Source organism: Lysobacter stagni (genome assembly GCF_030053425.1).
Taxonomy (GTDB): domain Bacteria; phylum Pseudomonadota; class Gammaproteobacteria; order Xanthomonadales; family Xanthomonadaceae; genus Lysobacter_J; species Lysobacter_J stagni.
Window position 1 is genome coordinate 797546 of the sequence record NZ_JASGBI010000001.1, and the last position, 24298, is coordinate 821843.

The following is a 24298-nucleotide window of genomic DNA, read 5'->3' on the forward strand; positions in this document are numbered from 1 at the left end:
AATGACGGCTCTGATGGAGCGGAAGCCGCGAATGCGGGCAGGGTCTTGTCGATGGTGTTCATGCCACCCCCTCACAACGCGTCGTCGTCGAGTTCACCGGTGCGGATGCGCACCGTGCGCTCGAGCGATTGCACGAAGATCTTTCCGTCGCCGACCTTGCCGGTGCGCGCGGCATTGGCGAGGGCTTCCAGGGCGGCGTCCAGGGCCGCCTCCGACACCGCGCATTCCACCTTCAGCTTGGGCAGGAAATCGACGACGTATTCGGCGCCGCGGTAGAGCTCGGTATGGCCCTTTTGCCGGCCGAAGCCTTTGACTTCGGTGACGGTGATGCCGGACACGCCCACTTCGGTGAGCGCTTCGCGCACCTCGTCGAGCTTGAACGGCCGGATGATCGCGGTGATCAGTTTCATCTCGCAGCTCCGTGGTGAAGTGGGTCAGAACGTCTTGGTGAGCGTGAGGACCACCGTGTTGTCGCCCAGGTAGTTGCCATGGACGTTGGTGTAGAGCGCTTCTTCCGCGTCGGTATCGCTGTAGGCCAGCGCGACGGCGAAGCCGCCTTCGAACGTCTTGGTGACGCCGAGCTTCCAGTCGATGTATTCGAAGTCCGAGTTGCTCTCGATCCACTGCTTGCCGGCGTGCGCGTTGAGCGTCCAGGTCGGCACGAACTCCCAGTTCACGGCCGCGTCGAGATAGCCGCTGCCGTCGGAGTCGGCATAGCCGAACAGGTCGGTGAGGGCGTAGGAGTACTTGGCGCTGAAGACGCCAGCGGTGATGCCGAAGTAGAGCTCGCCCGTGTCAGCGCTGTTGAAGCCGGAGGGGTAGTCGCCGGGATACCAGTAGTAGAGCGCGCCGACGTCGAAGCCGACGGTGTCGTTGAACTTGCCTCGATAGCCGCCGTAGAAATCAAGTTCGAGGCTGTTGGAGATGTCGTTGTCGGGCACGGGCGTGTCCGACAGCCAGCTGACGTTGCTGCCCCAGGTGCCGACATAGAAACCGCTGTCGGCGGCGTATTCCAGGCCGGCCTGCAGCGCGGGTTCCTGGTTGTTCTGCGAGATGCCGCGGAAAAGATAGTCGCTGGTCAGTGCGACCGAGCCGGAAACACCGGCGTGTGCGTCGGCCATCCCCAGGCCGATCAGCGCGACGGAGACGAGTGATGCAGCGATGGACTTGCTGGCAGTGGTGCGAGACGACATGACGCAGGCTCCTCATAAGCGGTGGCCCCTCCCCGGTCATTGCTTCGTGCTCTTGCCACGTGGACGTGTTGCCGTTGATGCCCACGCGTTCTTCGGGACGCAGTCGCCCTGCGGCGGGCGGAACCCGTCGATTCGGTTACCTCGTTGGTTGAATGGGTATTCAGCCCCTCCCCCTGCATGCAGGGGGAGGCTGGGAGGGGGTGTGAGGCGCGTCAGCGCCGAACTCGCCGCGATGCGGCTCGAACCCCTCCCCAACCCTCCCCTGCAGGCAGGGGAGGGAGCAGATCAGGTGCTTAGATCGTGTAGTACATCTGGTATTCGAGCGGGTGCGTGGCGGCGCGGAAGCGCGTGACTTCCTGCATCTTCAGCGCGATGTAGCCGTCGATGAAGTCGTCGGTGAACACGCCGCCGGCCTTGAGGAAGTCGCGATCCTTGTCGAGCGCTTCCAGCGCCTGGTCCAGGCTGTGGCACACGGTCGGGATGTTCTTCTCTTCTTCCGGCGGCAGGTCGTACAGGTCCTTGTCGCTCGGTGCACCCGGGTCGATCTGGTTCTTGATGCCGTCCAGGCCGGCCATCATCAGCGCGGCGAAGACCAGGTAGCCGGAGTTCATCGGATCCGGGAAGCGGATCTCGATGCGGCGCGCCTTCGGGTTGGCCACGTACGGAATGCGGCACGAGGCCGAACGGTTGCGGGCCGAGTAGGCCAGCATCACCGGCGCTTCGTAGCCCGGCACCAGGCGCTTGTAGCTGTTGGTGGTCGAGTTGGCGAAGGCGTTGATCGCGCGCGCGTGCTTGAAGATGCCGCCGATGTACCACAGCGCCATCTGCGACAGGCCGCCGTAGCCGTCGCCGGAGAACAGGTTGACGCCGCCCTTGGCCAGCGACTGGTGCACGTGCATGCCGCTGCCGTTGTCGCCGACGATCGGCTTGGGCATGAAGGTCGCGGTCTTGCCGTTGCGGTGGGCGACGTTCTTGATGACGTACTTCATCGTCAGCAGTTCGTCGGCCTTCTTCACCAACGAGTTGAACTTGGTGCCGATCTCGCACTGGCCGGCGTTGGCGACTTCGTGGTGGTGCACTTCCACTTCCATGCCGACCTGTTCCAGCGTCTTGCACATCTCGGCGCGGATGTCGTGCAGCGTGTCCAGCGGCGCGACGGGGAAGTAGCCGCCCTTCACCATCGGACGGTAGCCGGTGTTGCCGCCTTCGTACTCACGGCCGGAGTTCCAGTGCGCTTCTTCCGAGTCGATGTGGAAGAAGGTGTGGCCCATGTCATTGGCGAAACGGACCGAGTCGAAGATGAAGAATTCCGGCTCCGGACCGAAGAAGGCCTGGTCGGCGATGCCGCTGGCCTTCAGATACGCCTCGGCGCGCTTGGCGACGCCGCGCGGGTCGCGCGAGTAGGCCTGCATGGTGGCCGGGTCGAGGATGTCGCAGGTCAGCACCAGCGTCGGGTCAGCGGTGAACGGGTCCAGGAACGCGGTGCTGGCATCGGGCAGCAGCACCATGTCGGATTCGTTGATGCCCTTCCAGCCGCTGATGGAGGAGCCGTCGAACATCTTGCCGTCCTCGAACAGGCTCGGCTCCACGATCGACTTCGGGAAGGTGACGTGGTGCTGCACGCCGCGCATGTCCACGAAGCGCAGGTCGACGAATTCGACCTTGTGGTCCTTGATGAGCTTTTCTACGTGTTCGATCGACATTGCTGACTCCGGTTCGGAATGGGAGATGGGGGATGACGGACCGGCTTGTGGGCCGGTGACAGAGTTACTTACGCAATGGTCGTGCCAACTTTCACGGCGCCGTAACGCATTGATTTCAATGAGTCATAGGACGGGGTTGCGAACTTTACGCACCATGATGGTGCGCAAGGCAGGGCCCTTGCATCAACCCGGTGCATGCGGACCCATCCGGTATGCTGCGCCACTTCGTGCCGCTCACGCGAGCACGCCGCGATTGTCCTCCCACGCCCAGGAAGCCGTCCCGCCCCATGACCGACCTGTTCGCCGCCCTGCTCCTGGGCATCATCGAAGGCATCACCGAATTCCTGCCCATCTCCAGCACCGGGCACCTGCTCATCGCCGAACGCTGGCTCGGGCATCGCAGCGATCTGTTCAACATCTCCATCCAGGCCGGCGCGATCCTCGCGGTGGTGCTGATCTACCGCCAGCGACTGTGGGATCTGGCGATGGGTTTCCTCGGGCGCCGCGCGCTCGCCGAGCACAGCCCTGCCGGCATGCCGATGGATGCGCGCGAAGCGCGCGACTACGCCTTCAAGCTCGCGGTGGCCTTCGGCATTACCGCGGTGCTGGGCGTGATCGTGAAGAAGCTGGGCTTCGAGCTGCCCGATGAAGTCACGCCCATCGCATGGGCGCTGGTGCTGGGCGGCGTGTGGATGATCGCGGCCGAACACTTCGCGGCCAAGCGCGCGGCCGTGCTGGGCGAGCGCGCCACCATCACCTGGACGGTGGCGATCCTGGTTGGCATCGCGCAGGTGGTGGCGGGCGTGTTTCCGGGCACTTCGCGTTCGGGCGCGACCATCTTCGTCGCGCTGCTGGCGGGTACCACCTCGCGTGCGGCGGCAACGGAGTTCGCCTTCCTGGTCGGCATTCCGACGATGTTCGCCGCGACCGGCTATGAGCTGTTGTCCGTGCTGCACGACGGCGAAGCGGCGAACGAGGACTGGAGCGCGCTGGCGGTGGCGTTCGTGGCCTCGGCGATTACCGCTTTCATCTCGGTGAAGTGGCTGCTGCGCTACATCCAGAGCCACCGTTTCACCGCGTTCGCGATCTACCGTTTCGTGCTGGGTGCGGCGCTGCTCTGGCTGGTGCCGTCGGGGAGCTGAATGCGGGGCGGGCCCGACGCGGTCCGCCTTCACCCCGTCCTAAGCGGTGGTTCGTTTCCATGGGTCGCCTTCCAAGGAGAGACCCATGAAACGCCTCGCACTTGTGACCCTGTCCGTGGTGCTCGCGGCGGCCTGCTCGCGCACCCCCGAAGAACCCGCGACCACGGCAATACCGCCCGCCGCAGAGCCCGCCCCGGCCACCGCGCCGACATCACCACCGCCCGCCGCGCCGGCATCGACCGGGGACGCCAATCTGCTGGGTGGGCATCACTGGCTGCTGCAGCAGGCAGTGGATGCGAAAGGCCAGCGCATCGAAGCGTTGTTTGCGCGTGCGGACAAGCCGGTGCAGCTGGATTTCAACCAGGGTCGGATCAACGTCAGCAACACCTGCAATCGCCTCGGCGGCGGCTATCGGTTGGACGGGTCGAACCTGATCGTGTCCGACCTGGCGTCCACGATGATGGCCTGCGTCGACAAGAAGCTGATGGCACTGGACCAGGAAGTGAGCAAGCGTCTGCAGGGCACGCAGGCCGCCGGCCTGACGGCGGATGGTTCGCTCACGCTGACCTCCACCGGCGGCGACGTGCTCACCTTCCGCGGTGAACCCACCGCGGAGACGCGTTTCGGTGGACCGGGCGAGATCGCATTCCTCGAGATCGCACCGGAGTCCAAACCGTGCACGCATCCGCTGGTTCCGAACCGGCAGTGCCTGCAGGTGCGCGAGGTGTTCTTCGACGCCAACGGTCTGCGCACCGGCGCGCAGGAAGGCTGGCAGCCGCTGTACCAGGACATCTCGGGCTTCACGCACGAAGAAGGCACGCGCAACGTGGTACGTGTGAAGCGCTTCGTGGCGAAGAACCCGCCGGCGGACGCGGCGTCGGTCGCCTACGTGCTCGACATGGTCGTCGAGTCGGAAAAAGTGGGCGCCAAGCGTTGAGGCAACGACGTGGACGCCGCGAGCTGCGGCGTCCATCGCGCTCGCGGGCCTGCGTCAGTCCTTGACCGACGGATTCAGCGAGTACGTGCCGTAGATGGCGACCTCATCCAGCACATGGCCGTGCATCGCCTGGAAGACATCGGCCGCGGTGAACTTCGACGGCAGCTCCAGGCGTTCGACGTCGAGCGCGAACAGGCGGAAGAAATAGCGGTGCAGGCGCAGGTCGTTCGGTGGCGGGAACGGGCCGTCGTAACCGCGCCAGTCGCCGGACATGTCGGCATTGCCGGCGAACCAGCCGGTGTAGTCGTTCAGGCCCTGGCGCGAACCGGCCGGCCCGGCGGGATCGGGCTTGCCGTGCGGCACCACGCCGTCGCTGCAGCTGCCCGCGGCGATCTCGCGCACGTTGGCGGGAATGTCCGCCAGCGCCCAGTGCACGAAATCGCAGCGCGGCTGATCGGCGGGAATCAGCACGCCTTCCTTGCCGACCATCTCCGCCACGGTCGGCACATCGGGATCGATGCACAGCAGCGCGAACGACTTCGTGCCCTGCGGCACGCCGTCCCATGCCAGGTGCGGATTGCGGTTGGGCGCGAATCCGAACCCGTCGGCGGTGGGCTGGCCGGCGGCGAACTCGGCCGGAATGCGCTCGCGATGCTGGAAGCTGTTGCTGCGGATCTGCATGGGGACTCCGGTCGTTCAGTGGGGGGCGTGGGCGGCCGCGGGCGGCCGCCACGCATCATTCGGCCGGATAGCCCAGGCGCTGCGCGACCGGCGTGAGCAGGTCGAACGCGTCGCCCAGCGCGTCGCGGTAGGCACGCCAGTGACCGGGCGCGAAGTGCGCCGGGCCCAGCGATTCCTGCGACGGAATCGGCATCTGCACGTTCAGGTCATCGGCGAGGTGCTGCGCGATGCCGTTCGGGTCCTGCGCGATGTCATCCAGACGCACGAGGCGATGCGGGAACAGGTTCTGCTCATGCAGGTCGGCCACCTGCACCAGCGTCTGCGCCAGCCAGCGTGCACCGTCTTCCGGCGAGGTCAGCGCGAACGGCACCGGCGAGCCGAACGCCAGCCAGTCCAGCAGCATGTCGCGCGGATCGCGCACTGCGATCATCAGCACCGCTTCGGGCAGATGCGGACGCAGTGCCAGCAGCAGCGCGTTGTCCCACCACAGCAGCCAGTCGAAGACATGGCTGTCGCGCACGCCGCGCGAAGGCAGCACGGCGCGCCACAGGTTGACCACGTAGGCCGGATCGAGCGAGCCGTCGATCAGGCCCGGCACCGTGGTGTAGCGCTGCAACGGATCGGCCGGGGGCTGCGGACCGAAGCGGTCCACGCGCAGCGGCGCGCGGGCCTGGTCGAAGGTCACGGCCAGTCGCTCCACCAGCGAGCCCGGCGCACCCCACAACAGCAGCACCGACGCCGGCGATTCCGGCAGCGGAGCCAGGTCCGGCCATTGCGGCGTGGTGGTGCTGACGGGCGGGAGCGGCAGACGCAGATTGACCACGTCGGCATGCAGCTCGGCCCAGGTGGCCGCAGCGGCCTCGGGCTGGCCGGCGATGTCCAGGCAACGGCCCAGCATCTGGCGCAGCATGCGCTTGGTGTTCGGATCGGTCGCACGCACCAACAGGCTTTCCACACGCTCGACCGCGGCATCGGGATCGCGGCGGATCAGCGCCTCGACGATGCGCAGTTCGGCCTGCGAATGGCCCGGGGCCAGTTCGACGATGCGGCGCGCGATCGCTTCGGCCTCTTCGGCTTCGCCGGCGTGATCGTGCAGGGTGGCCTGCGCTTCCATCGCCGGCACGTACTCGGGCATCGCCTCGCGCCAGCGCGCGACGACCGCACGCGCGCCGTCGCTGCCGAACTCCTCGAACAGCAGACGCGCGCGCCACAGGTCGGCGCCGTCGACATGCTTTTCCAGTGTGGCGTCGAGCGTGGCGCGGGCTTCCTCGGCCAGGTTGAGCCGACGCCAGCCTTCCACCATCGCCAGCACGTTGCGCAGATTCAGCGGTTCGGCGTCGAAGGCCTGGCGCAACAGCGCCAGTGCCGGTTCGTTGCGGCCGGCCTCGAGCGACAGCTCGCCGACCAGGCGCTGCATAGACGGCGTCGCGTGTTCGCCCTGCAGCAGCGGTGCGAGTTCGTCAGCGGCTTCGCCCGAACGGCCCTGGCGACGCATGAGGTCGGCGATGACCATGCGCAGCGGGCGCGAGTTGGGGTCTTTCTCCAGCAGCGCGCGGAAGGCCTGCTCGGCGAAGGCGTCGTGACCCTTGGCCATGTAGGCGAAGCCCAGCGCGTGACGCAGCTGCAGGTCGTCCGGCGCGCGCTCGGAACCACGCGAGAGGATGGCCAGCGCCCGGTCCGCGTCACCGCGGCGCAGTGCGAGCGTGCCCTCCAGCGCAGCGACATGCGGATGTTCCGGCGCGATGCGCGCAGCGGTGCGGGTGAGGCGCTCGGCTTCGTCCAGGTCGCCGCGGCCGACGGCCAGGTGGCCCTGGATCACATAGGCGGGGAACTGGTTCGGGTCCAGGCCGGTGGCGCGGGCCAGCGAGGCCTGCGCCTCGTCCACCTGGCGCTCGTGCAGCAGCAGACCGGCGCGGTCGAGGTGGAGGTTGGCATCGTCCGGCGCCAGTTCGATGGCGTGATCGATTGCGGCCATGGCGGCTTCGCGGTCGCCACCCAGACGCAGGGCGGTGGCCAGCAGACGGTGCGCGGTGGCGTCCTGCGGCTGGGCCGCGACGGCCTCACGCGCAGCGCTCAGCGCTTCGGGGGCGGCGCCGCGGCGCAGGGCGTCGAGAATCGGTTCGTACATGGACGGCTCGGAACGTGCGAAAACCGCGATTGTAGCGGCTTGGCCGGGCCGCCCCCGGCCGGGCCCTCACCAGACCGGCGGTCCGTATGGCCCCGGCGCGAAGTAGCCGCGGCCCAGCATCGGCCCTTCGCCCTGCCCCACGCGCAGGTTGAGGTTGATGTGGCTGGTGTCGCCGTCCTCGTCGACGCTGGTGCGCGCCATGTTCACTTCCGCGGCCTGCCAGTTGCTGTTGCCGCCGTGGCTGGACCAGCCCAGGCCCGCGCTGACGGTGCCATGGACCTGCCACTCGCCGTCCGGCGCACTGCTGGTGTCGCCGTAGTACGTGCCGGGTGGGTCGTTCCGGTAGGTCTCGTCGCCGCCGTAACGCAGCGGTGCCTGTGGCAGGACGAGGTCGAGCGCAGCCGCGGAGTCCTGCGCCAGGGCCGCGCCGGAGACGATCAACCCCAGGACCAGGAATGCCGCGCGCTTCATGACCGGACGCCTCATCGTGTATTCGAACGCGACGCTACCCACCGCGCGGTGAATGATCGCTGTCGGCGACCATGCATTTTCTTGTCATCGCTGACACACGTGCGCGTCCCTGCAGCGCGCATGCAGGTCACACCAGCGCTTCGACCAGCCGCCGCGTGATCCAGCGCTCGGCGAAACCGTCCAGCTTCGCGCTTTCCAGGAAGCCGCAGTGCCCGCCCCAGGGCGAGATTTCCAGCCGGGCGCTGGATGGCAGGCGCAACACACGGAAACCGTCCACCGGGATGACCGGATCGTCCTCGGCCATCAGGATGCTGGCCGGCACCTGCAGTCCGGCCAGGCGATCGTCGGCGATGGAGTAGCCGTCGAAGTAGCGCTCCAGCGTGCCGAAGTCGGTGTGGCGCTCGACCATCCACTGCGTGAGCGGACGCATGCGCAGGCCCAGCACGTCATCGTCGAAGGCGTGCGTATGCGGAAACAGCTCGCGCTTGCGGGCCAGCGAACCACGCCACTTGCGCTCGAAGTACCACAGGTACACCGGCAGGCCCTGCTCCATCTGGTCCATCGTCCGCGCCGGGTCCAGCACCGGGCAGACGGCGGCGACGTGCGCCAGCTGCAGCCCGGCCGTCGGCGCGCGCAGCGCCAGGCGCAGGGCGAAGTTGCCACCCAGCGAGTAACCCGCCACGGCCATCGGACGGTCGGGATAGCGACGCGCGACTTCGGCCGCCGCGCGCACGACCTCGTCGATGCGGTTGGAATGGAACAGCCCTTCGTTGAGGTGGTGCGTGTTGCCGTGATCGCGGAAGTTGAGGCGGAACACCTCGAAGCCCGAGCGCAACAGCTCCACCGCCGTCAGCCGCATGTAGCTGGAATCGACACTCCCTTCCCAGCCATGCAGCAGCAGCACCAGGCCGTGCGGCTGCGTGTCGGGCAGTACGCTGTGCACGCCCTGCAGGCGTACGCCATCGCCGGCGTCGATGATGTGGTCAGTGCTGATCGCGCCCAGCGAAGCCAGGCTGCGCTCGCCGTGATGGCGTCGCATCGGACTGGAACCCAGCACCGATTGCACGTGCGCGTTGCGCAGCCAGCGAGGGGGACGGTAGTCGGAATTGGTCAGCATTGGAACGTGATTCATGAGCGCGGATGCATGAGCAAAAGCCTAGGCCCGGCCTTGATCGAGATTGCGTGAAGGCCCCTGATTTCCACAACGCAGAACACGGCGCGCGGCGGCACCTTTGCGCCGACGCGCGAGCGCCGGCCGCGTCTTCAGCTGTTCATCGCTTCGACGATGCGGCCGCGCGCGAGTTCAGCGATGCGGCGGCGACCGTCGGTTTCGCCCGGCGCGATCGGGGCCAGGAAATGGACCTCGGCCAGGCGCGTGGGTTCCCCCAGCAGACGCAGGAAATTGGCCAGGAAGCTTTCGCCCGGCTGGAACGCGACCACGTGCTGCGCCTCGCCGCGTTCGCCGTAGCGCAGCGCCACCGGCTGCACCGGTACGCCGGCTTCGACGGCGGCCAGGAAGATGCGCGCGTGGAACGGGCCGATCTCGCGACCGCCACGCGTGCCACCCTCGGGGAACACGCCGACCGAGCGCCCGCCACGCAGGCGCGCGAGCATCTCGTGGAGCACGCCGCCGAGGGACTCGGTGCTGCCGCGCGAGTGGAAGATGGTCTCACCACGCGAGGCCAGCCAGCCCACGACCGGCCAGCTTTCGATCTCGCGCTTGGCGACGAAGCCCATCATGCGCTGGCTGTGCAGCGTTTCGATGTCGATCCAGCTGACGTGGTTGGCGACGAACATCGCCGCGCCCGGCAATGGCGTGCCGACGCGACGCAGGCGGAAGCCGAATATCCACATCAAGCCGGCCGACCAGGCGCGGATCGCGCGGTGTTCCAGCAGTTCATCGCCCACGCGCAGGCCGCGCGTCAGCGGCGTGCCCATCAGCAGCACCAGCGGAAGGTCGATGAGCACGTGCCACACCAGCAGCGGCACGCGGACGAGATAGCGGAGCGCGCGCGCGGCGGGCGCCTCGAAGGGCGCCGTCGCGCCGGCGTGGGGTGACGGCGCATTCATTGAGTGCACGATACCGAAGCCCAACCGCCGCGACCAGCGTCGCCAGCGACACACAGCGGTGAAATTGGAGGTCCATCGCCTCTGTGCGGGCGCGACGCGCGCGCACGCCGGTTCAGTCGCGTGCGACGACGGCGAGCGTGAGACGCGAAATGCAGACCAGCCGGCCGCGCTCGTCCTCGATGCGGATCTCCCACACCTGCGTGCGACTGCCCACGTGCAGTGGTCTGGCGGTGCCGGTGACCACACCGTCGCGTACGGCACGCAGGTGGTTGGCGTTGATCTCGATGCCGACACAGACCTCGCCTTCGCCACAGGACAGATTGCCGGCGCTGCTGCCCAGCGTCTCGGCCAGCAGCACCGACGCGCCGCCGTGGAGCAGGCCGTAGGGCTGGTGGGTGCGGGCGTCGACCGGCATGGTGCCGCGCACGTAGTCCGGTCCGATCTCGGTGAAGACGATGCCCAGCGGTTCCATCGCCGTGCCGCGTGAGAGCGCGTTGAGGTCGTCGACGGTGGAGGCGCTGCGGAAGGGCGAGCGGCGCGGCGCGGAAGGGGTTTCGTTCATCGCACCACCTTAGCGGCGGGTGCGGCCCGGGGCCAGCGCGCGGACGTGAAAAAAAAAGAGGGCCCGGCCGGGACGTCGTTACGGAGAGAAAGCGACGAACCGGAACCGGGCCAGGGGGAAGCTGTCAGGAGAGAGCGCTGTCATTCGGTGCTGTCTGGTCGGGCGTTGCGGTCATGCGCAGCGGAAGCGCGGCTGCATCCAGTCCTGGGCATAGCGGCGGGTGGTGGCATAGCCGCTGCTGTTGCCATAGCCGACGCCGAAATCGCGTTCGCGGTGCACGTGACGTTCCGGCATGGGGATCACGTTCGAGGCGCGCGGGCTGGAGGCGGAAGGGGTCGGGTTGGGACGGGAGGCGTTCATGGCGGTTTCCTGCGGTAGCGGTACTGCGACGGGTCAGGCGAAGCGGAAGCGCGGGGGCGCCCACTCGGTGGTGTAGCGGCGGTTGCTGGCATAGCCACTGCTGTTGCCGTAGCCGACGCCGAAATCGCGTTCACGGTGGTTGCGGGAGGCCAGGGCGACCACGACCGGGGACGGGGCGGGCTTGGCGGACGGGGCGGAGACGGTGCGGAGGGCGTTCATGGCGGTGTCCTTGTCGGTGGGGGTGTGACTTGGTGTGTTGGTAAAGTACAACACCAAACCAATTCCGCCATGGGCCAAAAGTCACCCCACCGAAGACCTACCTGGCGAAGCGCGGCTGCAGCCGGAACTCGCTGATATAGATGGACATTTCGGGCCCAGCGTTGCCATGACTGATGGCAGGGGGCCGGCTTCCGGTCCGGCAGGCGAGCTCGCGCGTCGCCGCTGGCCCAACAGGGCCAGTGACGGGCGTCACATTCATGTACCTGAGCACGCACCCCTCGATGGGGGGCGCGGCGGCCACTGCGCGAAACGGGCCCTTGGGGCCCGCGCGGGATCGTCAGCGGGCAGGTGCCTGCCCCCGCGCGGCGATCATCCGCACGGGGCTGAAGGCAAAGGTCAGGCGGTGCGCGCCTTCGGGCACACAGGCCGCGCGGAACAGCGCATTGGCGCGGACCAGGGGAACTTCATGGCCGTCGACCAGCGCCATCCAGCCGGGCGCGGTGATTTCGTTGAGCACCAGCCACGTGGCCCCGGTCGCCTGGTAGTCGATGTCCACCCGGTTGGCGCGATAGTCGATGCGACCCACGCGCGCAGCGACGCCGGACGTCGATGCGCATGCGCCGGCGCGCGCCGCGTCGGCCTGCGCGATCCACAGCTCGTTGCGGAAATCGGTGGTAGCGAACGCGTCGGCCGCCGGCATCGGCGTGGTGTGCACGCGCACGCGCGTGGGCGTGAGCACGCGCGGCAGCACGCTCTGACGCGACTTCCAGTACACCGGGCCCATCGCTTGCGCGCCATCGAACGCATCACGCGACACCACGGCACGCAGGCCAAGCAGATCGAACAGAGGCGCGTCGTAGTCCGGTGCCCACGCCGTGAACGGCCGCTCCGCGACACGCCGCACCAGACCCGGTTGCGCGCCGGCCACCTGTGCGTACGAGGCCAACAGCATCGGGTTGTAGCCCGCGGTCATCGCGATTGCGCGCACGCTGGCGCCGTTGACCAGATCGTCCAGGCCCAGCAGTTCCGCGCGCTCCGGCACCGGGCCGCGATGCAGTTCGTCGCGCAGGCGCGTGAATGCCGGCATCAGAGTGGACGCCGATTCCGCAGGCCACTCGGCATCGCGATAGAGCCGGCGCGCGTCGTCGCGACCGCCGTAGTACTCGGTGCGCACGTTGTGCATCGACAGATCGACCACCACCAGCGCCAGCACCGCGGCCAGCACCGAGCGCGACACGGGCTGCGTCCCGCGCAGACACCACAGCACCACGCCGCCCGCGACGACGGCCCATGCCACACCGGCAAGCGCACCCGGCCACCGCATCACGCCGATGGCCTGCCACAGCGCATAGGCCAGCAGCATCGCGACCAATGCCCAGGCCGACCAATGCCGCCTGAGCGGCGCCCGCTGCAGGCGCGCTTCCAGCGACAGCGCGGCCAGCATCGCGGCGGCCGGCACCAGAAGGAACAGGGCATCGGCAGGACGCCGGAACAGATCCACGCCGGGCATCGCACGGTGCAGCCAGCCGTAGACGGGCGTGTGCGTGCCCAGTGCATACACCAGCGTCACGATGACGACGATCGCCAGCCCGCGCGCAAGGCGACGATGCGCCGGCAGCACGCTGCCGCCCCATGCAGCCCACACCGCCAGCGGCACCGCGCCCAGATAGAGATAGTCCTGGGTGAGATCGCCAGGCCCGAGGTAAGTACCGTGACGGAAGAAGTCCAGGCCCACCAGCGTGGTGAGCGCGCTCCACGACAGGCGCCCGTGCAGGGTCGCTTCCAGGTCCAGCTGCACGCGGTTGGTGTAGGGCAGCAGCGACCACGTCGACAACCATTGCGGCAGGCTCACCAGCAACGCCACGAGGCCAGCCACCGCCAGCATCGCGGCGTAGCGTCCGCGCAGGCTCGTGGTGCGCAACAGCAGCAGCCCATAGGCCGCGGACGCAAGGGCGATCAGATAGGTGACCTGGGTGAGCTGCAGCGCGCACAGCCCGCCGATCACGCCGGCCGCCAGTGCGCGCGCGAGTACGGGCCGCTCCGCCACGCGGTGCAGCGACCACAGCAGCCACGGCAGGAAGGCGTAACTCACGATCATCGGCACGTGCTGCATGCGCGATGCGGCGACGCCGCCGAACATCATCGTCAACGCGAACAGCAACTGCGCCGGCGGTTGCAGCGCGTACCGTCGCGCCAGCTGCAGCGCGCCGAGACCGCAGACCAGCACGTGCATCATCACCACCGCCGTGAACCACCCCAGCGACGGCAGCGCCGAGAACAGCATCGGCCCGATCACCGTCGGCTGGAAGGTCATGCCCTGCGGATCGGCGAAATGCGGGAAGCCGCCGAACAGGTAGGGGTTCCACCACGGCCCCTGCAGTTCGCGCAGCTGCTGCACCGTGAAAGCCACGGCCGGGTAGAACTCCTGCGCCGCGTCGTAGCGCAACGCGCGACGTCCCAGCAGCCAGGGCGCGCACAACAGGAACCAGACGATCGCCAGCGCGCGCGCAGGATGCGCGAACGCAGCTTCGGCGAGGCGATCGATCCACGTGGCCACCTTCCGTGGCAGAAGCGACTTCATGTCGGGCATGTCGGATTTGAGGGAGAGAAGGCGCAGGCCCTGCGCTACAGGATCGGCGCCAGGCCGGCGCCGAACGCGGTGAAGATGCGGGTGGTCAGGCCCTTGAAGCCCGCGGAGACTTCAGGAAAGTCGCCGACCGGCTTGTAGCACGCGCGAAAACCCGGGTCGCTGGGCAGCAGCGGTTGCGGGCATTGCGGGCCGGGCACGAATTCGTAGCTGGTCGCGTAGCGCATCGGCCACAGGTCGAAGACCGGCATCGCCTCGAACATCTTGCCGATGGAGTAGTCCAGCCCGGAGAACACGGGCGGCTTGTCGCGGCGTGCGATCACCCACGCGTTCGCGGGCTCCATGTCGCGGCGGATGCTCGCGGCCAGCGCCTGGGCGAAGGCGGCATCCTCGATGACCACCGCGCTCTCGGTGTTGTAGTGGTCGCCGCGCGGGTCGAAGTTGTGCGTGCCGACCACGCCGATCTTCTGGTCGATCACCATCGACTTGGCATGCAGGCCGATGCGCACGCCGGCACGCTCCAGCGGCACAGGCCGGTTGGCGCCGCGCGTGCTGTAGCGCAGCGCGCTGTACTCGCGCGACAGCGCGCGGCGGTATTCCTCGCGTTCCACGACACTGTTGCGGTCGTAGCGGTCGCGCAGCTCGCGACGGGACTCGGCCCGGCGCGCCTCGATCTCTTCCGGACTGAATTCCGTCGAGCTCTCGGTGGTGCCACTTTCCCCGGCCAGCGCGCGCGAGGGCGATACGACATTCGGGTTTGCGCTGGACACGCCCTCATCGTCGAAGTCCGGCAGCGTCGCGCCGGTGGTGGCCACATCGATGGGCGCATCGGCCGGGAACGGCTTGAACTCGAAGATGTTGAAGCCGAATTCGCGCAGGTAACGGCGCTTGTACTTGTACGACAGCGCGTAGGCGATGAACGCGTCCGTCGCGGCCAGGCTGTTGGTGGAGATGATCACCTTCGGCCGTTGCTCGCGCGGACGCTGGTGCAGCTGGCGGAACATGTCCTGCGCCGCGTCGGAGAGCACCAGATAGGGCGTCTGCATGATCACTTCCTGCTGCGCCGACTCGATCAGGCCGCGCAGCGATCCCGATGCCACCGCCTGCTCTTCGGCGTTGATGGCGTGGTGCTTCTCGGGCGTGTCGGAGATGTAGCGCACCGGGCCCACCGGAATGGCGCGGGAGGCCAGGCGTTCGACGATGAGCGCGCTGTCGTCGGCGTCGCGCGACATCGCCTGCGCGCGTTCGGGACGTTCGAACTGCATCGGCGGCAACGCGGGCACGCCCCTGTCGATCAGGCGATGGCCGACGTCGTACAGCCCTTCGACCGGCACGGCGCGGCGATCGCCCCAGAACAGCGCGAAATCCTGCGCCATCACCCGCGCGACCGGACCGGCGACGAGCAGGTCGCGATCGCGGAAGTTGTATTCGTCGTCCCAGTCGTAATAGTCGTCCTGGTAGTTGCGCCCACCGGTGATGCCCACGGCGCCGTCGATCAGCAGCAGCTTGGTGTGCATGCGCTGGTTGAGCTTGCGCCAGCAGCACGCCGCCGCGAGCGCGTACTGCGGGTAGCTGATCTGTGCGCGACCGAGCACCGGGCTGTACAGCCGCAGCTCGAAGTTGGCGTGCGCACCGGCCAGCGCGGCGAGCGTGTCGACGTGCTTCAGCGCAGACAGCTGGTCGATGAGCACGCGCACGCGCACGCCACGGCGCGCGGCGGCCAGGAGTTCGTCCAGCACCAGCCGCCCGGCGTCATCCTCATCGAAGATGTAGGTCTGCAGGTCGATCGCGGTGGTGGCGCTGCGGATCAGGTTCACGCGCGCCAGCAGTGCATCGGGGCCGCGGTCCATGATCAGCGCGTAATGGCGTGGCGCCTCGGGCGTGGATTCGGCGAAGGCACGCGCGGCCAGGGCCCGCAGCGGCGAAGGACGCGCGCAGGCATCGGCACGGTCGCAGGTCAGCTCGGTCGAACGCGCCTGGACCACCACGGCGGTGGCGCGCTCGCGCTGCGGTCCGCTGAGCGATGCGCACGCACCCAGGCACAGCGCCAGGAGCGCTACGGTCAAACGCACCTGCCAGTTCATGGTGTGGGTTCCAGCACCCGCACGCGCAGGCTGAACCGGACCCGGTCGACCAGGGCGAAGTGCCAGCCGTCGAGGCCATAGTCATCCCGGCTGATGCTGCCGCTGGCGACGACATCGCAGTCCTTGCCCGGCGTGTCGCATTCGGCGGGGTCGAGGTAGAAGGTCTCCACACGGCTGACGCCGTGCATCGACAGCCGCCCACGCATGCGTCCGCCGGTGCGGATCAGCGATTCAGGGTGCGGGTCGGAAACGAATTCGATGTACGGAAAGCGGGCGGCATCGAAGAAGCTCGGCCCGCGCGCGACGGTGGTGTAGCGCGGAGAGTCGCTGACGACCACACCCGCGGTGGCCAGCACGATGCGGACCTTGTGGCGGCCGTCCGGCAGGTGGGTGACCTCGCCTTCGTACTTGGGGAATTCGCCGGCCACGCGCTGGCCCCAGCGCGTGCGCAGCTCGAATCCGAACCGCGTGTGGGCGGGATCGAACAGACGGATATCGGCCGGCGGCGCCCCGACCGATGCATCGGCCAGGAGCGGTGCCGGCGCCTGCTGCGCGGACGCCGACCCGAGGGTCGACAGTACGCAGGACAGCAGGAAAGCGGAAAACCGAAGGCTGGACGTCACGGCCACCAGAATTTGCTGAGCTGTGCCGCACCCGGTTCCAGGCCGACCCCGGCGGGCACGCTCAGCACGGCGATGCCCGCCGGCGGCATGCCGCGATAGTCGCCGGACTGGCCGCTGTGCAGCAGCGCGGCCAGTCGCTCCAGTCCCGGATTGTGGCCGACCAGCATGAGCCGTTCGACCTCGCCGTGGGTGTCGGCCAGGGAAATGAGCGTGCCGGGCGTGGCCTCGTAGATCGACGGCTCGATCCGCTGGTCGACGTAGCCGATGGTGGCCAGCACCGCCTCCAGCGTTTCGCGCGTGCGCCGCGAAGGCGAGCACAGCACGCAGTCCGGGACCAGCTTGTTCTCGGCGAGCCAGCGCCCTGCGGCCTCCGCCTCGGCCAGTCCTTCGGCGGACAGCGGGCGGTCCAGGTCCGCCTGTCCGTTGCCGGCGGCTTCGGCATGGGCGTGTCGTAGCAGGATCAGTTCACGCATGCGCTCGGCGACTCCGGAGGGACTGGGCGGCCCATTATCACGCAGACGCGTGATGGCTCATGCTTTCTTCAACCACTTGAGCAGCGGCAGCCAGTCGTCCTGGTGCTCGCGGACCTGCGCCGAGTGGTAGTCGAAGAGACTTTTTCCGAGCCCGGTCAGGACCACGTAGGCCTGGCTGTCGCGCAGCTGCGCCACCACCGGGTACGGCCAGGCCGCCAACAGGTCGAGCGCCTGCTGGGAGGCGTTGGTCCAAGGCTTCAGCTTGTTGCCGACCAGTCCCACGCGCAGCTGGCCCTTGCGTACGCGAGGGTGCCTGGCGAGGGAGTCCAGGAACGGGACCGTGGCCTCGATGTCCAGCGCCGAGGGCTGCACCGGCACGACCACGGCATCGGCTTCCTCGAGGAACACCTCCAGGTCGTCGGCCATGGCGCCGGCGGGTGCGTCGATGATGGTGCGCTGGGTATCGTCGGGCAGCTGTTTGCGCCAGGCCTTGCGACGCGTGCCGTCGAGCGGCAGCACGGCGCTTTCCAGCACGGCGCGCCGCTGCGCCCAGCGCGTGGAGGATTCCTGTGGATCGGCATCGACCAGCGCGGTGCGCAGGCCCTCGATCGCCGACTGCGCGGCGAGGTGCGTGGCGATGGTGGTCTTGCCCACCCCGCCCTTGGAACTGGCCACCAGCACGGTCTTCATGCGGACTCCCCTCTGGATGGAAGCCGCAGCGTACACCGGCCCCGGGCGCCGTGGCTTGCCTCAGCCGGTGCCCCATTGCGCCCACAGGGGCAGGGTCAGCAGCGACAGCAGGGTCCCGTAGCCCACCATCGCCGCGGCCAGGCGGGGGGCCAGGCCGTGGGCGATGGCGAGCGCGCCGGCCGTGACCATCGGCGGCATCGCCGTTTCCAGCACAGTGGTGCGGGCCATCGGGCCCTGCAGGCCAAGCAGCGGCATCAGCAGCAACGCCAGCGCCGGCATCGCCACCAGCTTCAGCGCAAGCCCGGTGGCCAGCGGCTTGAGCTCGTCGCGTGGCAGGCTCAGGCGCACGGACAGTCCGATGGTGAGCATGGCCAGCGGCAGCAGGGCGTCGGAGAGGCGCTGCAGGCCGCTCTCGACCCAGTGCGGCGGCTGCGCCGGCATCAGCGTGAATCCGGCGAGCAGCGCCCACAGCGGCGGGAATTTCGCCACCCGCAGCGCCATCTCGCGCAGCGAGGGCCGGTGCTCGCCGCTGTAGTGCGCCAGCACCCACAGACCGAACGTGGACAAGGCCAGGAAGGTTCCGAACTGGTCGTAGACCACGGCGTAGGGCAAGGCGTGCTCACCCACCAGCGCGCGCGTGAGCGGATAGCCGAGGAAGCTGGTGTTGCCCAGCGCCACCGTCAGCAACAGCACCGCGGTCTCGTCGCGGCGAAAGCGCAGCCAGCGCGACAGCACCGTTACCGTCAGCGCGGTCGCGCCCAGCACCAGCCACGGCACCGCCACCACGCCCAGCAGCGCCGGCTCCAGATGCAGCCGCGGCACGTAGCGCAGAACCGCCGCTGGCAGGCACACGTAAAGGACGACCAGGTTGAGGGTCTGGGCAGCGTCGCCGGGCAGCACGCGCAGGCGCTGGAACAGGTAGCCCAGGGCCAGCATCGCCAGCACCAGCGCGAAGGCATCGAAAGTCATCGAACTCTCAGTACGTCATGCAAACCGCGAAGGAGATCCATGGTCGCGGCTGGCGCGCGCCGGCTCAAGCCACCGCATGCCCGCTATCATCGCCGCTCCGACAAGGACGAACCCGGCCGCGATGACCGAACTGCAGGACCTCACCGCGCTCATCCGCGCCAACACGCCCCTCATCGTCATCGAGACCCGCGACGAAGCACGCGTGGTCGAACTGTTCCGCCAAGCCCTCATGCACGTCTGGCGCGCCCTGCACCGCTGGTCGATCACCGAAGGCCTGCGTCGCATCGATCTGGACAAGGAAGATCCGGCGGAAATCGCGCCGGACGCCTCCAACACGCTGCAGGCCATCCGCAACGCCGACCAGCGCGGCATCTACCTGCTGCTCGATTTCCACCCCTACCTGGGCTACGCGGGTACGCAGCGCCAGTTGCGCGACATCGTGCAGCGGCGCGATTGCCAGCCGCACGTGCTGGTGCTGGTGGGACACAAGGTCGAGCTTCCCTCGGAACTGGAAGCGCTGGCGGTGCGCTACACGCCGCGCCTGCCCGATGCCAACGCCCTGCTCAAGCTGGTGCGCGAGGAAGCGGAGAACTACGCGCGCGAACACGGCGGCCGTCGCGTGGAAGTGGACGGCGAGGTGGTGAAGCAGATCGTGCGCAACCTGCGCGGCCTGGATCCCATCGACGCGCGCCGCATCGCGCGCCATCTGATCTTCGAGGACGGAGCGCTCGGCCCGGACGATCTTCCGCAGCTGGCCAAGCTGAAGTTCGAGCTGCTCAACCGCAGCGGCCACCTGCATTACGAATACGATCCTGCGCGCATGGACGAAGTGGCGGGCGCGGCGCGGTTCAAGCGCTGGATCGAGCAGCGCCGTGACGTGTTCGCCAGCGGCGACGTGCCGCCGGGGCTGGACCCGCCCCGCGGCGTGCTGCTGCTGGGCGTGCAGGGCTGCGGCAAGTCGATGCTGGCCAAGGCCGTCGCGACCGGCTTCGGCGTGCCGCTGGTGCGCCTGGATTTCGGCACGCTGTACGACAAGTTCCACGGCGAGACCGAGAAGAACCTGCGCGCCGCGCTGTCCTCGGCCGAACAGCTGGAACCGTGCGTGCTGTGGATCGACGAGATCGAGAAGGGCCTGGGTGGCGGCGACGGCGACACCGATGGCGGTGTGTCGCGGCGCGTGCTGGGCTACCTGCTGACCTGGATGGCCGAGCGGGACTCGCGCGTGTTCCTGGTGGCCACCGCGAACCAGATCGACGCGCTTCCACCGGAACTGCTTCGCAAGGGCCGTTTCGACGAGATCTTCTTCGTCGACCTGCCCACGCCCACCGCGCGCGAGCGCCTGTTCGAACTGCATCTGCGCCGACGTGGCCTGCAGCCGACCGCGTTCGAGCTGACGGGACTGGTGGCGGCCAGCGAGGGTTTCTCCGGCGCGGAGATCGAACAGGCCATCGTCGCCGCGCTCTACGCCGCGCATGCGGCCAAGGCGCCGCTGAGCGATTTCACCCTGCGCGCCGAACTGAAGCAGGCGCGTCCGCTGTCGGTGTTGATGGCCGAACAGGTGCAGGGCCTGCGCGAATGGGCCAGCACGCGGACGGTGCCCGCGGACTGAGGTCACCGTGACCTCCGGGCCGTGCGCGGCGGCCGCGGGGGATCCAGCATCGGCACCGTCCCTTCGCGGTGCCCTCGCATGCGCCCGATCGTCCGGTTTCTCGCAGCCGTCCTGACGGTGCTCGCCGCTGGCGCGCACGCTGCCATGCCGGCACCTGACCGCGCACCCACCGAAGCCGACGGCTACTTCCAACGCATCTCGCGCATCGACGACGGCGTGTGGGTGATCGCGCAACCGCAGCCGTTCCAGGTGCAGCCGATCGGCAATGTCACCGTGATCGAGCAAGCCGACGGGCTGGTGCTCATCGATGCAGGCGGCTCACCCGGTGCAGGCCGGCGCATCGTCGAACTGGTGCGCAGCGTCAGCGACAAGCCGGTGAAGGCGGTGGCGATCAGCCACTGGCACGGCGACCACGTGCTCGGCCTGTCGGCCATCGCGCGGGAATGGCCGGGGGTGCAGGTTATCGCCACCGATGTCACTGCCTCTCACCTGGCGGGGCGCTCGATGAAGGCGTACCCGAAAGGCGCACCGGATGCGGCGTTGCAGGCCGCCTTCGACCAGCGCCTGGACGGCGCGGACGGCTTCGTGCGCGACATGCTCGCCAAACCGGAACTGGCCGCGACGGAACGCGCAGGCTTCGAGGCGGCGCAACGTCTGTTCCATCAGTACCGCGACGACACACGCGATCTCTATGTGGTGGTTCCCACGCGAACGTTCTCCGAGCGTCTGCGCCTGGACGATGCGAAGCGTCCGGTCGAGCTGTGGCATCCGGGTCGCGGCAATACCGACGGCGATCTGGTTGCCTGGCTGCCGAAACAGCGCGCGATGGTGACGGGCGATCTGGTGGTCGCGCCGATCCCGTTCGGTTTCAACGCGTACCCGGCGCAATGGGCCAGGTCGCTGGCCGCACTGAAGGCGAAACGACCCGCAGTGTGGATTCCCGGGCACGGCGCGCCGATGCGCGATGCGGGTTACGTCGACCGCGAGATCGAACTGATCGATCGCACGCGCGCGGCGGTCGCGCCGCTGGCCAAGGCGGGTCTGACGATGGAGCAGACGCGCGCGAAGGTGGATCTGTCGGCCGAACGCGCGGGTTTCGTCGGCGACGATGCGTGGCTGTCGCGCTGGTTCGACCGTTACTGGACGCAGCCCTTCAGCGATGCCGCCTATCGCGAGGCGACCGGCCAACCCATCGAACAGGGCGAAGGCTGACGTCGACGCTCAGCTCAGGAACCAGCCGGTGATCGCCATGCGGTCCTGTTCGGCCCACGGCGCGACCAGCGATACCGCGTGGCCGGTCGGCACCTTGAACAGCGACAGCGTGTTCCACCGCGGCAGGAAGGTGTCGGTGATGCGGCCCTCGCCGTCGATGAACTGCAGCAGCCCGCCCCAGTCCGCCTGCCAGTCGCGGGTGAGGTTGAGGACGTACGCGTACAGACGGCCTTCACGCGATTCGGCGTCGGTGTGGTAACGCAGGAAATGGCCTGCGCGATAGCGCGTGGCCTGCGCGTTGACGCGACGGATGCGCGGATCGCCGGTGAGTTCGCGCACGAAGGCGAGGTACTGCGGCGAGTTGAACACCTCCAGCACCCGATGCAGGGCCAGGTCGGGATCGCGACCTTCCTGGTACGCGGTGACCATCATGTAGCTTTCGTAGGCGAAGCGGAATTCGCCCTTCGCATCGGCGACGCTGGACAGCAGGCGTGCCGATTCCGCCTCGTCCATCGCCGCATAGGCGGCGTGTTCGATGGTCCTGGCGCCGGTGCCGTCGCGCACGGCCAGCGTCCAGGGCACCTCGTGTGCAAGGCACTCCTGCAGCCGCTCCGCGACGGGCGGCTGCAGGTAGTCGGCGACCTGCGCACGGCCGCGTTCGCGCAGCTGCTCGCGGCACAACGCAACGTCGACGCGGTCGCCGATCATTCGGTCAATACCCGGCGGCCTGGCCGTCCTTGCGCGACTCGCTGGCGCCGACGTAGCCGCCATTCGGATTGACCATGATCGCCTGGTAGCCGCCGTACGGGCCGTCGGCGAAACGCACCGAATGCCCCTTGCGCATCAGCGCGCGCACGGTTTCGTACGAGAAGCCGGTCTCCAGGTCGAGCTCGCCGCCGTCGGTCATCGCCGTGAGCTGGCCTTCCGGATCGGTGCTGCCGTCGTGCTGGATGCGCGGCGCATCGCCGGCTTCCTGCAGGTTCATGCCGAAGTCCACGAGATTCATGATGATCTGCGCGTGGCCCTGCGGCTGCATCGCGCCGCCCATCACGCCGAAGCTCAGCCACGGCTTGCCGCCCTTGGTGGCGAAGGCGGGAATGATGGTGTGGAACGGACGCTTGCCCGGTGCGAAGGAATTGGGGTGTCCTTCCTTCAACACGAACTGCTGGCCGCGGTCCTGGAAGATGAAGCCCAGGCCCGGAGGCGCCATGCCGCTGCCCATGCCGCGGTAGTTGGACTGGATCAGCGAGACCATCATTCCGTCCGCGTCGGCGACGGTCATGTAGATGGTGTCGCCTTCGTTGAGCTGCGGGATGACGCCCGGCTCGACGGCCTGGGCGGCCTTGTCCATCGAGATCAGCTTGCCGCGCTCGCGCGCGTAGGGCTTCGAGATCAGCGTGGCGACCGGCGTCTTGTAGAAATCCGGATCGGCATAGGACGCGGCGCGATCGGCGAAGGCCAGCTTCTTGGCCTCGGCGAACAGGTGCACATGCTCGGGGCTGCCGAAGCCGTAGGACTTCAGGTCGTAGGGTTCGAGCAGGTTGAGGATCTGCAGCGCGGCGATGCCCTGCCCGTTCGGCGGCAGCTCCCAGACATCCACGCCGCGGTAGTTGGTGCTGACCGGCTCGACCCATTCGCCCTTGTGGGAAGCGAGGTCGTCATAGCTCAGGAAACCGCCGTTGGCCTTGAAGTAGGCATCGATGGTGCGCGCGATGTCGCCCTTGTAGAACGCGTCGCGGCCACCGTTGGCGATCTTTTCCAGCGTGCTAGCGAGGTTGGGGTTCTTCCACATCTCGCCGGTGCGGGGACCGCGCTTTCCATCCACCGTGAACTGCTCGGTGAAACCTGGCCACTTGGACAGCGTGGGCACGCTGCGGCCCCAGTAGTACGCGATCACTTCATGCACCGGATGGCCTTCGCGCGCGTAGCGGATGGCCGGCGCGAGGTTCTCGCTCATCGGCTTGCGGCCGAAACGGTCGTGCAGCGCGAACCACGCATCCACCGTGCCCGGCACGGTCACCGGCAGCGGCCCGTGCGGCGGGATCTCCTTCAGGCCACGGCGCTGGAACTCGGCCAGCGTCAGCGATTTCGGCGAACGGCCGGAGCCGTTGTAGCCGTAGAGCTTCTTCGTCTTCGGATCCCACACGATGGCGAACAGGTCGCCGCCGACACCGTTACCGGTGGGTTCCATCAGGCCCAGCGCGGCGTTGGCGGCGATCGCCGCGTCGACCGCGCTGCCGCCGGCCTTCATCACGTCCAGCGCGATCTGCGTGGTCAGGGGATGGGAGGTCGCGGCGATGGCGTGCGGTGCGTACACCTCGCTGCGCGTTGCGAACGGCTTGCCGGTAATGCGGTCTGCGCACATGGCGGTGAAGGGAAGGCTGAGGAGTGCAGCGGTGAACAGCAGACGCATGGGCGGCCAGGCAACGGGGAAAGCCGCATCCTAGCGCGGGCCCCGCACGGCGTGGCGTGCCGATCGTGTGCTCACTGGACCGGACGGTCGCGTATGTGCGCGCGATCCGGTTCGACGCTTAGCGTCGCCGCCTCTTCCGGCACTTCGCGCCACCTTCTCCCGCGAGGGGAGA

The 24298-nt window shown here is 68.3% G+C and carries 23 protein-coding genes; 4 read left to right on the plus strand and 19 right to left on the minus strand.

All coding sequences use genetic code 11. The features are described from left to right. Window positions 1-71: 71 nt before the first annotated feature. From QLQ15_RS03545 to glnA, 3 genes are all read right to left on the minus strand, one after another. Window positions 72-410, minus strand: a complete 339-nt coding sequence (locus QLQ15_RS03545) for a P-II family nitrogen regulator (protein WP_283211471.1) — start codon at window positions 408-410, stop codon at window positions 72-74. A 24-nt stretch (window positions 411-434) separates the two neighbouring features. Then, on the minus strand, window positions 435-1193 hold the full coding sequence (locus tag QLQ15_RS03550; protein WP_283211472.1) for a TorF family putative porin: 759 nt from the start codon (window positions 1191-1193) through the stop codon (window positions 435-437). A 293-nt stretch (window positions 1194-1486) separates the two neighbouring features. Beyond that, window positions 1487-2896, minus strand: coding sequence for a type I glutamate--ammonia ligase (gene glnA, locus QLQ15_RS03555; RefSeq protein ID WP_283211473.1), 1410 nt, complete (start codon window positions 2894-2896; stop codon window positions 1487-1489). Between the two features lie 287 nt (window positions 2897-3183). On the opposite strand from glnA, the gene QLQ15_RS03560 reads away from it, so the two are divergent. Continuing rightward, on the plus strand, window positions 3184-4038 hold the full coding sequence (locus QLQ15_RS03560; protein WP_283211474.1) for an undecaprenyl-diphosphate phosphatase: 855 nt from the start codon (window positions 3184-3186) through the stop codon (window positions 4036-4038). Window positions 4039-4123: 85 nt separating this feature from the next. Continuing rightward, on the plus strand, window positions 4124-4975 hold the full coding sequence (locus tag QLQ15_RS03565; protein WP_283211475.1) for an META and DUF4377 domain-containing protein: 852 nt from the start codon (window positions 4124-4126) through the stop codon (window positions 4973-4975). 54 nt (window positions 4976-5029) lie between these two features. Here QLQ15_RS03565 and QLQ15_RS03570 read toward each other — a convergent pair whose 3' ends face one another. The 14 genes from QLQ15_RS03570 to QLQ15_RS03635 all read right to left on the minus strand — a co-directional run bounded on the left by QLQ15_RS03570 (window position 5030) and on the right by QLQ15_RS03635 (window position 18892). Then, complete coding sequence (locus tag QLQ15_RS03570) at window positions 5030-5656, minus strand: YbhB/YbcL family Raf kinase inhibitor-like protein (RefSeq protein ID WP_283211476.1); 627 nt, start codon at window positions 5654-5656, stop codon at window positions 5030-5032. 55 nt (window positions 5657-5711) lie between these two features. Then, the gene (locus QLQ15_RS03575; protein WP_283211477.1) at window positions 5712-7784 is read right to left on the minus strand and encodes a tetratricopeptide repeat protein; all 2073 of its coding nucleotides are present in this window, start codon (window positions 7782-7784) and stop codon (window positions 5712-5714) included. Between the two features lie 66 nt (window positions 7785-7850). Further along, window positions 7851-8270, minus strand: a complete 420-nt coding sequence (locus tag QLQ15_RS03580) for a hypothetical protein (protein WP_283211478.1) — start codon at window positions 8268-8270, stop codon at window positions 7851-7853. A gap of 112 nt (window positions 8271-8382) precedes the next feature. Continuing rightward, window positions 8383-9369, minus strand: coding sequence for a YheT family hydrolase (locus QLQ15_RS03585; RefSeq protein ID WP_283213918.1), 987 nt, complete (start codon window positions 9367-9369; stop codon window positions 8383-8385). A 149-nt stretch (window positions 9370-9518) separates the two neighbouring features. Continuing rightward, the gene (locus QLQ15_RS03590) at window positions 9519-10325 is read right to left on the minus strand and encodes a lysophospholipid acyltransferase family protein (RefSeq protein ID WP_283211479.1); all 807 of its coding nucleotides are present in this window, start codon (window positions 10323-10325) and stop codon (window positions 9519-9521) included. A 112-nt stretch (window positions 10326-10437) separates the two neighbouring features. Next, window positions 10438-10887, minus strand: coding sequence for a hotdog fold thioesterase (locus QLQ15_RS03595; RefSeq protein ID WP_283211480.1), 450 nt, complete (start codon window positions 10885-10887; stop codon window positions 10438-10440). Window positions 10888-11058: 171 nt separating this feature from the next. Beyond that, entirely contained in the window at window positions 11059-11247 is a 189-nt protein-coding gene (locus QLQ15_RS03600) for a hypothetical protein (RefSeq protein ID WP_283211481.1), read from the minus strand. A gap of 33 nt (window positions 11248-11280) precedes the next feature. Continuing rightward, on the minus strand, window positions 11281-11466 hold the full coding sequence (locus tag QLQ15_RS03605; RefSeq protein WP_283211482.1) for a hypothetical protein: 186 nt from the start codon (window positions 11464-11466) through the stop codon (window positions 11281-11283). Window positions 11467-11803: 337 nt separating this feature from the next. Next, entirely contained in the window at window positions 11804-14047 is a 2244-nt protein-coding gene (locus QLQ15_RS03610; RefSeq protein ID WP_283211483.1) for a glycosyltransferase family protein, read from the minus strand. 44 nt (window positions 14048-14091) lie between these two features. Then, window positions 14092-16137 carry a phospholipase D family protein gene (locus QLQ15_RS03615; RefSeq protein ID WP_283211484.1) on the minus strand — a complete coding sequence of 682 codons (2046 nt, stop codon included), beginning with the start codon at window positions 16135-16137 and terminating at the stop codon, window positions 14092-14094. Next, on the minus strand, window positions 16134-16760 hold the full coding sequence (locus QLQ15_RS03620; protein ID WP_283211485.1) for a YceI family protein: 627 nt from the start codon (window positions 16758-16760) through the stop codon (window positions 16134-16136). Before QLQ15_RS03620 ends, QLQ15_RS03615 begins: the two co-directional genes overlap by 4 nt. Then, complete coding sequence (locus QLQ15_RS03625) at window positions 16757-17233, minus strand: SixA phosphatase family protein (protein WP_283211486.1); 477 nt, start codon at window positions 17231-17233, stop codon at window positions 16757-16759. Before QLQ15_RS03625 ends, QLQ15_RS03620 begins: the two co-directional genes overlap by 4 nt. A gap of 57 nt (window positions 17234-17290) precedes the next feature. Next, a complete protein-coding gene (locus QLQ15_RS03630; protein WP_283211487.1) occupies window positions 17291-17923 on the minus strand; it encodes a ParA family protein in 633 nt (210 codons plus the stop codon). Between the two features lie 60 nt (window positions 17924-17983). Then, the gene (locus tag QLQ15_RS03635; protein ID WP_283211488.1) at window positions 17984-18892 is read right to left on the minus strand and encodes an AEC family transporter; all 909 of its coding nucleotides are present in this window, start codon (window positions 18890-18892) and stop codon (window positions 17984-17986) included. A 121-nt stretch (window positions 18893-19013) separates the two neighbouring features. On the opposite strand from QLQ15_RS03635, the gene QLQ15_RS03640 reads away from it, so the two are divergent. Beyond that, window positions 19014-20501, plus strand: coding sequence for an AAA family ATPase (locus tag QLQ15_RS03640; protein ID WP_283211489.1), 1488 nt, complete (start codon window positions 19014-19016; stop codon window positions 20499-20501). Between the two features lie 144 nt (window positions 20502-20645). After that, window positions 20646-21713 (plus strand): MBL fold metallo-hydrolase, encoded by a 1068-nt coding sequence (locus QLQ15_RS03645; RefSeq protein WP_283211490.1) that lies wholly within the window; start codon window positions 20646-20648, stop codon window positions 21711-21713. A 9-nt stretch (window positions 21714-21722) separates the two neighbouring features. On the opposite strand, the gene QLQ15_RS03650 is transcribed toward QLQ15_RS03645, so the two are convergent. Together QLQ15_RS03650 and ggt are read right to left on the minus strand one after the other, a co-directional pair. Then, window positions 21723-22421, minus strand: coding sequence for a 2OG-Fe(II) oxygenase (locus QLQ15_RS03650; RefSeq protein ID WP_283211491.1), 699 nt, complete (start codon window positions 22419-22421; stop codon window positions 21723-21725). 4 nt (window positions 22422-22425) lie between these two features. Continuing rightward, window positions 22426-24126, minus strand: a complete 1701-nt coding sequence (ggt, locus tag QLQ15_RS03655) for a gamma-glutamyltransferase (RefSeq protein WP_283211492.1) — start codon at window positions 24124-24126, stop codon at window positions 22426-22428. Between the last annotated feature and the right edge of the window lie 172 nt (window positions 24127-24298).